Genomic DNA, 7082 nt, shown 5'->3' on the forward strand with positions numbered 1-7082 from the left:
AGCATTTTGCGTTTGAGTAATCAAATCCGCAAACTTGCTGAATTCCGTAAGAGTGAGATTCCATTTATTTCGAATTTAAAATATTTTTTAATTGGTTAGACTTTTTTTGATGTAAGATTAATTCCGCAAACAAGCTCAAGAATCCACAAGAGTGAGATTCCATTCATGTTGAATTTTAAAACATTTTTTGATTGATATGGTTTTGTTTGATGTAAAAGAAATTCGACAAGAGTAAGAATCCGATAATTTTGATATTTAAACAACTATTTTGTTGGGAGTTATGATTTTCCGAGCAATTTGTTGTAACGTGATTGTGTATGATTACGTTGTGTTGGCTAGGACTAAGTTAGCAAAAATAAAACGAACCAGAGGAAAATTCCGCAGGAATTTTCCAAGTACACATAAACCGAACAATGAATTATACACGCTGTTAGTTACTGTAGCGACACAATTGAGTAATCAGAATCAGTTAAGCGATAAAGATTGGACAATGAAAAGAGAAAAAAGCTAAACTCAAGTTTTGCTTTTACCATTGATAGCGAAAAGTGTTTGCAAAACTCTTTGTAGCATTTATCCTTTGAGTAAGAAATTCCGAAAGAGTAGGATTCTGATTAATTTGATTTTAAGATAATATTTGATTTATATAATATTTTTTGATGTAGAAGTTTTTCCACAAACGAGCTCAAAAATCCGCAAGAGTAAAATTCCAATATTATTAATGATAAAAGTAATAGATGAATAATTAAGTTCTTTTTGATGTAAGATAAATTTCCGAGTTTGAGTAAGTAAATCCGATAATTTTAAATTTTAAAAACTTTATATGTTAGGAGTTACGATTTTCGGAGCTATTGTTACTAACGGTTTCGGCTATGATTTCGTTGCGGAAAAATCCGCAGGATTCTTTCCGCCGTAGCCGAAAGATAGCAAAATTGCGTTGAATTCCGATAAGGAATTCAACCGCAATGAATTATAGCCATTGTTGTACGCAGTTTTTATTTTCTTTTTAATAAGTAACAATTGCTTTTTAATTGAATATTCTCTCCATCATAAAAGTCAATTTGCTTTTCTAAATCATCCATAAATTCAATTTCGTCTGTCGGACAGACTAAAATAAATTTTCCTTTGGCAACTAGGTCACCAAATTTGTCGAAAATCGAAATTCTTGCGTTGTTTTTATGACTGTGCATAAAATCCACATTATACCAAAATCCACTTCCATTTTTTTCAATCCAAAATGCGGTCTTTGGAATGTTAGTCAGTTTCATAAGTGAGTCAATCTCTTTTTTGTATTTAGATTTCCATCCAATTCCGTTTATTTTGTCCAAATAGTTGTCCATTTGGGAATTGTAAATTTCAATTCCGTTTTGTTCTACTACGCTTAATATGCAACCAAAACCAACGATTTCAAAACCATACTTTTTACTCACATTATTCAAATCCGATGGTGTTAGCATTGACTCTCCAACATAAACGATTTGAGGATTATTTTTTGCAATGTCCGTTTTGGCAGTCAAATAATTATATCGACTGAAAAATCCAAAATTCCAGAGTGAAAGTCCGATTCCGATTATCAGGACTGAAATCAAGATTGATTTTTTACTCATCGTTTCTCAAATTGCGTACAACGTGATTGTGTATGATTTCGTTGTGTTGGCAAGGACTAAGTTAGCAAAAATAAAACGAACCAGAGGAAAATTCCGCAGGAATTTTCCGAGTACACACAAACCGAACAATGAATTATACACGTTGTTGCCCACAGTATTTTTATTTCGTTATTATTTCTTTTAGTTTTTTCAATCCATAGTCTGATAAGTTTCCCCATTTCATCGTTTTTGTTGAAGGCGTTGAATAGGTTTGCCTTAAATCAGAATCTAATTCAGTAATTCCAATTATATTTTTATCGGAATCATAAAATACAATCGTTTTGTGTTTAATAAATGTTCCGATTTCTCCCCAACGATAAGATGAAGAATCGTTTAATATTTCAGTTAATTTTTTAGCTTGAGTAGAATTCAACTTTTGGTCGGCTGAAAAGAATTTACCATAAACTTTAGCAGAATTCAATTTGGCTTTCGGGAATTCAATTCCGTTTGTTTTTTCTTTTAAAACATCAGTTTTATATGTCAGTTTATCCTCATCTGTTCCGTTTCCAGAGTCAGAATACTTTTCACTCAATTCGATTCTTATTTTTTCAAAGTTTGGATAAGTAAAAAATCGGTAGCCCAATAAAAATAAAATTCCGACTATTAAATATTTTAGATTTTTGATTTTCATATTGTGGGCAACGTGTTTGTGTATGGTTTGTTGCGGAATGACAGCACACGCGTGCGGCTGGCTTTCCGATGGAAAACGTGCGCCTTTGGCACAATTTTCCGTTGTTTAAATATAGTGAATTTTACGTAAGGATTTTAATAGATGTTCATTGCAGAGCAATGAACTATACACGTTGTTGGCAGCAGTTTTTTATCTGTCTGATATGTCAATCAATTCAATTCCAAACTTAAATTGTTGCATCTCTTTAACGACTTGAACTAATGCATATTTTGCAATATTGGATTTGCATAAATCAATTCTTTCCAAAATCGGCTTTCCTTTGTGATGATTGTTTTTAAACGCCATTACAAAATTTGCTTGAGAAGGGTCTTTTCTCAATCTCTCTATTATTTCCTTAACATCTATTTTTTTAGCTGGATTTCGCTTGTTGTAAAGCTTTAATGTTTTCTCTAAATAGGTACTTTTTTTATTGTCCTTTAAATCATTTGACAACCTTTTAGCCGATAAGACAACTTGAATGTATAGGTCTCTCATCTTTGTGTTAAATCCATTCTTAACGTGAATGAAGTAGACCTTTTCATCTGTAATTACCATCAGGTCACATAATTCTATGTTGTCATTAATTACTTTATCTAAGACAAAATAATTTTTTAGATGATTGTGGCTTTTGTTATAAAAATCCTCATCTTTCTTTTTTGGCCATTTTAATAAAAGGTCTTTGGTCAATTTATATTTTGTATAAAATTCTTTTGCGTCATTATTCATTAACTCTAAAAAATCATCATCAAGTAAGTACCAATGACCGTCAATTTTAAAGTATTTCTTACCGATATAATCGATTTCTGCTGTTATGTGCGAGAAAAAATGACCATAAGTTTTCTCTGATTTATTTATAAGCCCAACAATATTTAATTTGAATAATTGCACTTTAATTTTAAACCTATCTCTTACGTCCTCTAAATTGTCGAATATATGTTTTGTGCACTCATAATATAGATCTTCTCTTTTTTTGATTGTAACGTCAGTTTTGCCTCTTGAATATTTTGCCCGAATTAAAAAATTATTGCACTCGTAAAACAATTCTAATTTAGATGGATGAACAACTTCTATTACGTCACTTTGATTAAATTTTACTTTATCAGGCGTATTATGCAATAAAATGTCGTCAACAATTATTTCTTTGAGGGTTTCGTCAAGTTCATCTACTAATTCAGGTTCATTTATCTTGAAAAATAAGGTGAGCTGAACTGGTTTGTTATTCTTTCTAATCTTATGAATGTCTTTGATTAAAATTTTTAGTTCATCAAAGTTTAGTTTTTTTCTAAGACTGAAATATGAACCTACTTCCAATAGGGCGACATCTTCATTTAATGAATATTTTTTGAATTCATTTAGTTTTAATTCTTCCCTAATTTGAAGTTTTATTTTGGTCGGAACTTCAGAATATTCTAAAGTCTCTGCAATTGTCTGATTGAAATTGAAGATTTGCTTTTTTTGAGAAATATTGTTAGCAACTCCTCTGATTTCCAATTCCTGAATTATGTCTTCTTTTGGTTTTGCAATCCTTTGATACAAGTCAATACCGAAACTTGGGTTTATAAATTTTCGAATTACACTCATTCCACTTCCACTAATCACACAATATATTTCGGATTTGTATTTAATGAAAAGGACAAAAGAAAATTCTATAATTTCAAAGTTCTGATTTTCTGTTAAGTCCTCTGGCAGAAATAATTTCCAATAGTACTTTTCTTTTGGCTGATTATAGCAGTAAGACCAGAATTTGAACTTTCCATCCTTTTGATATGTTACTTCGGGTTTAATTAAAGCTAAGTCTTCGAATTTATGCCTAAGCTTTTTTTCGTGATTATTTTGGATTATTTCAATGATTTCTTTGTCAGACGCATCTTTAAATTCGTAATACGATTTATCGATTTGAAAGATTTTCAGATTGAATTTGGTCTGTCCTGCAATCATCGGTTTTTGGTTTGGTCAAAATTGCTGCCAACGTGTTTGTGTATGATTACGTTGTGTTGGCTAGGACTAAGTTAACAAAAAGAAACCAGATCAGAGGAAAATTCCGCAGGAATTTTCCGAGTACACACAAACTGAACAATGAATTATACACGTTGTTACCTGTTGGCTTTATTCCTTATCTCTTCTCTTTCGCAAAGCTGTAATTTCTGATTCCAATTTTCTTAACGCAACCTTTATATTTTTTGCTTGAAATTTTTCAAATTCTTTTTTTTCTTTCCAACTCGTTTTTTTCTGTTGAAGGAGGAGGAATTATCATGTCCACAATAGGATAATCAAAACTTCTACTTATTCCACACATATTTAACCTTAAAAATCCATTTTCTAAATTTCCGTAAACAATCCATTTTCCTTTTTTATCAATATATGGACTACAAGTTTTCCAGTTTCTTCCAATATAAATATTTCCAATCGCATCTCCGCCATCTAGTGATTCCGTTACTTTTATTTTAAAAGTAAAATCTGAATCATTTACTTCTATAACTTCACCAATAAAAATACATTCCGAGTTTATTATTTCGGTTTTTTGCATTTCAGAGAGTTTTTTTATTCCGCAATCGCAGGCAAAACTTTTAATTGAAATGGTTATTAGAATAAGAATTAAATATTTTTTCATATTATCGATCTCTGCTTACAGGTAACGTGTTTGTGTATGGTTTGTTGCGAAATGTCAGCGCACGAGTGCGGCTGGTCTTCCGCGGAAAACGTGCGCTTTTCAGCACAATTTTCCGAGTTTTAAATATAGTGAATTTTACGTTAGATTTTTTCTTACTATTAACCAACTAGAGCTATAAACCATACACGTTGTTGTAAGTAGTTTTTAATATACCTCTGGAATAAATTCTAATATATTTTCAATTATTATTTTATTCGTTTCATATTCGCCAATTTTACTTTTTGATATTCTATTGTATAATTCTCTAAACTCAACAGTTTCTTTAAATTTTTTGTACTGATTACTTTTGAAATTTTGGAGTTCATAATAATCCATGATTCTTTTTCCAATAAATGTTCCTTTGTAAAACTCTAGATACTCGAATATATATTCTTCTTTTTCTTCGTTAAACCGTCCTTTGTTTTCATCAATTCTAATTAGTCCAGAATACCAATCACATATCTTATTTCCATTAAAAGTTTTTTTGAAAACAGATTTAATGTCAAGATCGCCAAACTCTGAACTTAAAATTTCGAGATTAATTACCGTTAATTTTTCATCTATTATTGTGAAAGTCCCTATATATCCTCTGCGTAATGCTGTTCCTCCATTTCCATAAGGTCTTAATTTTGGATTACTGAAAAAATAAGGTTCTAATATGTAACAGTTTAATCTATATTCTTTTTCTTCAAAATAAAGTATATCTCTTATTTGATAAGTCATTCTTTAAATTACTTACAACGTGATTGTGTATGATTTCGTTGTGTTGGCTATGACTAAGTTAGCAAAAATAAACCGAACCAGAGGAAAATTCCGCAGGAATTTTCCGAGTACACACAAACTGAACAATGAATTATACACGTTGTTGTGCTTAGTGTTTTTTTAGGTTTCACAATCAATTCAGTCAGTCTTAGAGTTGAATTGTCGTATTCGCTTTTAATAATTCCAGAATTTTTATTCGGTCAGTAATATCATCATAAAAAATCCAATCCGATATTGTTCCAGTCGATTTTTTGAATCGCTTTTCCAATGCTGTTGAGTTTCTGTTAATCAATGCATCGTTACTCAAATTATTCAGAATTTCCGCAATTAATTTGTCCGCATATTCATCATCAATTTCTGTCCAGTTTTCAATTTCAGGTGTTGATAATAATTCAACAAAACTTTCTAAGTCAGAACTTCTCCAATAATTTCTCAGAAAGTCTACATCTATTTTTACAGATGATAATTCATTAATGTTTTCTACTGTCTTTTCAGCGGTTTTCTTTCCGTTTTCAAATCCGATTATTAATTCCTTTATTTTATTCTTTAGCTCTTCCATTATCGGTTTTGCACATTAAGCACAACGTGTTTGTGTATGGCTATTTGCGTTGGCTGGAACTAAGTTAACAAAAAGAAAATAAACCAGAGGAAAATCCGTAGGATTTTCCGAGTATGCAATAACAAGCAATTAGTTATACACGTTGTTGTGCGTTCGTTTTAATTCCTTAATGTTTCCAAATCGAATATTTTTGCTCTATCTTTCTTACTCAATTTTTTTATATTGTAATCTATTTTCATTATTTGACTTGGATGTAAAAAGAAAATAAACGATAATTTTTTCTTGAATAATCCTTTATCATATTTATCAAAGAAAATATTTATTTCAGATTCATCAGTTTTTCCAACAACTTCATTTAATGAAGAGTTAAGCATCAATGAAAGTTCTGATTTTACCTTTTCAACCACTTTATCATTAATTTTTAAATCAAAAAGTTTAATTTTTTCGACTAATGCTGGATAAGAGTCTACAATACGATATATATATCCTTTTTCTTTCAATTCACTCAACATCTCAGATTTTGATATTTGATCCGCATCTGAATCCGGACTGAAGTTGAGCATCAATTGGTTTTCCATATCGTGATATAAAAACCCACTTATTATGTTAATTTCTTTTTTACAATTTGTACACTGTTGAATATTCAGCTTGCCATTAATTACTTTGCTTTTAAGACTAGGTTCAATAGTTACGTTAACTGAATTGTAAATAATTAAATTTTGTTCAGTATTGCAATGAGGACAATTATGTTTTATTTGTTTTTCTAAACTCATAGATTGGTTTTAATGACGCACAACG

Annotated in this window: 7 protein-coding genes; all 7 read right to left on the bottom strand. The window is 30.3% G+C overall.

The genetic code is table 11. The annotated features are described in order from the left end of the window. Positions 1 to 992 precede the first annotated feature (992 nt). The 7 genes from ACP15M_RS14460 to ACP15M_RS14490 all read right to left on the bottom strand — a co-directional run bounded on the left by ACP15M_RS14460 (position 993) and on the right by ACP15M_RS14490 (position 7057). A complete protein-coding gene (locus ACP15M_RS14460) occupies positions 993 to 1604 on the bottom strand; it encodes a hypothetical protein (RefSeq protein ID WP_425077911.1) in 612 nt (203 codons plus the stop codon). Positions 1605 to 1764: 160 nt separating this feature from the next. Next, positions 1765 to 2274 carry a hypothetical protein gene (locus ACP15M_RS14465; RefSeq protein ID WP_425077912.1) on the bottom strand — a complete coding sequence of 170 codons (510 nt, stop codon included), beginning with the start codon at positions 2272 to 2274 and terminating at the stop codon, positions 1765 to 1767. Positions 2275 to 2463: 189 nt separating this feature from the next. Then, on the bottom strand, positions 2464 to 4251 hold the full coding sequence (locus ACP15M_RS14470; RefSeq protein ID WP_425077913.1) for a DUF6119 family protein: 1788 nt from the start codon (positions 4249 to 4251) through the stop codon (positions 2464 to 2466). A gap of 256 nt (positions 4252 to 4507) precedes the next feature. Next, positions 4508 to 4924 (bottom strand): hypothetical protein, encoded by a 417-nt coding sequence (locus ACP15M_RS14475; RefSeq protein WP_425077914.1) that lies wholly within the window; start codon positions 4922 to 4924, stop codon positions 4508 to 4510. Between the two features lie 204 nt (positions 4925 to 5128). Continuing rightward, a complete protein-coding gene (locus tag ACP15M_RS14480; RefSeq protein ID WP_425077915.1) occupies positions 5129 to 5686 on the bottom strand; it encodes a hypothetical protein in 558 nt (185 codons plus the stop codon). A gap of 187 nt (positions 5687 to 5873) precedes the next feature. After that, entirely contained in the window at positions 5874 to 6284 is a 411-nt protein-coding gene (locus ACP15M_RS14485; RefSeq protein ID WP_425077916.1) for a hypothetical protein, read from the bottom strand. Positions 6285 to 6442: 158 nt separating this feature from the next. Beyond that, entirely contained in the window at positions 6443 to 7057 is a 615-nt protein-coding gene (locus tag ACP15M_RS14490; RefSeq protein WP_425077917.1) for a CpXC domain-containing protein, read from the bottom strand. Positions 7058 to 7082 lie beyond the last annotated feature (25 nt).

The organism is Psychroserpens sp. S379A, assembly GCF_049800755.1.
Lineage (GTDB): Bacteria > Bacteroidota > Bacteroidia > Flavobacteriales > Flavobacteriaceae > Psychroserpens.

What these genes read in the sequence shown, in the direction of transcription:
- ACP15M_RS14460 (WP_425077911.1), bottom strand. Translation starts at nt 1,604, where the DNA reads ATGAGTAAAAAATCAATCTTGATTTCAGTCCTGATAATCGGAATCGGA.
- ACP15M_RS14465 (WP_425077912.1), bottom strand. Translation starts at nt 2,274, where the DNA reads ATGAAAATCAAAAATCTAAAATATTTAATAGTCGGAATTTTATTTTTA.
- ACP15M_RS14470 (WP_425077913.1), bottom strand. Translation starts at nt 4,251, where the DNA reads ATGATTGCAGGACAGACCAAATTCAATCTGAAAATCTTTCAAATCGAT.
- ACP15M_RS14475 (WP_425077914.1), bottom strand. Translation starts at nt 4,924, where the DNA reads ATGAAAAAATATTTAATTCTTATTCTAATAACCATTTCAATTAAAAGT.
- ACP15M_RS14480 (WP_425077915.1), bottom strand. Translation starts at nt 5,686, where the DNA reads ATGACTTATCAAATAAGAGATATACTTTATTTTGAAGAAAAAGAATAT.
- ACP15M_RS14485 (WP_425077916.1), bottom strand. Translation starts at nt 6,284, where the DNA reads ATGGAAGAGCTAAAGAATAAAATAAAGGAATTAATAATCGGATTTGAA.
- ACP15M_RS14490 (WP_425077917.1), bottom strand. Translation starts at nt 7,057, where the DNA reads ATGAGTTTAGAAAAACAAATAAAACATAATTGTCCTCATTGCAATACT.